At 64.3% G+C, this 1,425-nt stretch carries 1 protein-coding gene; it reads left to right on the plus strand.

What is annotated here, in order from left to right:
- Positions 1-1,425: Ig-like domain-containing protein (locus CR254_RS17780; protein ID WP_245851747.1), on the plus strand; the 1,425-nt coding region annotated here is incomplete at both ends.

A 1,425-nucleotide genomic window follows, 5' to 3' on the forward strand; every position in this document is an offset into this window, starting at 1 on the left:
ACGGCGGACGGGGCGGGCGATTGGAGCTTCGACTATACGGGAACGACCTTGGCCGAGGGCGATTACGCCTTCACCGCCACGGCGATTGCACCGGGTGCGAATGTCTCGATGGCGTCATCCGCGCTGAACGTCACGATCGATACGAGCGCGCCAGCAACTCCAACAATTGATCTGGATGCTGCATCCGATAGCGGTTCGAGCGATACGGATAACGTGACGGGCGACGCAACGCCGAGCCTGAGCGGCACGGCCGAGGCGAATGCCAGCGTCGAGATATTCGATGGGGCGTCCTCTCTGGGGACTGTCACAGCAGATGGATCTGGCAACTGGAGCTTCACGGCTGGCACGCTGACCGACGGCGCGAAGGCACTGACAGCGGTCGCCACCGATGCGGCGGGCAATAGCTCGGCGGCCTCGGCAGCACTGAACGTCACGATTGATACGAGCGCGCCAGCAACTCCAACAATTGATCTGGATGCTGCATCCGATAGCGGTTCGAGCGATACGGATAACGTGACGGGCGACGCAACGCCGAGCCTGAGCGGCACGGCCGAGGCGAATGCCAGCGTCGAGATCTTCGACGGCAGCACCTCTCTGGGGACTGTCACGGCAGATGGCTCGGGCAACTGGAGCTTCACGGCTGGCCCGCTGACCGATGACGCGAAGGCACTGACAGCCGTGGCCACCGATGCGGCGGGCAATAGCTCGGCGGCCTCGGCTGCACTGAACGTCACGATTGATACGAGCGCCCCAACAGCGCCAACCATCGATCTGGACGCAGCATCCGATAGCGGGTCGAGCAATACGGATAACGTGACGAATGACGCAACGCCGAGCCTGAGCGGCACGGCCGAGGCGAATGCCAGCGTCGAGATCTTCGACGGCAGCACCTCTCTGGGGACTGTCACGGCAGATGGCTCGGGCAACTGGAGCTTCACGGCTGGCCCGCTGACCGATGACGCGAAGGCACTGACAGCCGTGGCCACCGATGCGGCGGGCAATAGCTCGGCGGCCTCGGCTGCACTGAACGTCACGATTGATACGAGCGCCCCAACAGCGCCAACCATCGATCTGGACGCAGCATCCGATAGCGGGTCGAGCAATACGGATAACGTGACGAATGACGCAACGCCGAGCCTGAGCGGCACGGCCGAGGCGAATGCGAGCGTCGAGATCTTCGATGGGGCGACGTCTCTGGGCACGGTGACGGCAGATGGGTCGGGCGACTGGAGCTTCACGGCTGGCACGTTGACCGACGGCGCGAAGGCACTGACAGCGGTCGCCACCGATGCGGCGGGCAATAGCTCGGCGGCCTCGACAGTGCTGAACGTCACGATTGACACGGCAGCTCCAACCGCCCCGACCATCACCGGCTTCACCGACGATACCGGCACGACGGGCGACGGGATCACCGGCGATACGACA

It is taken from the genome of Pontivivens marinum (assembly GCF_900231835.1).
Taxonomy (GTDB): Bacteria; Pseudomonadota; Alphaproteobacteria; order Rhodobacterales; family Rhodobacteraceae; genus Pontivivens; species Pontivivens marinum.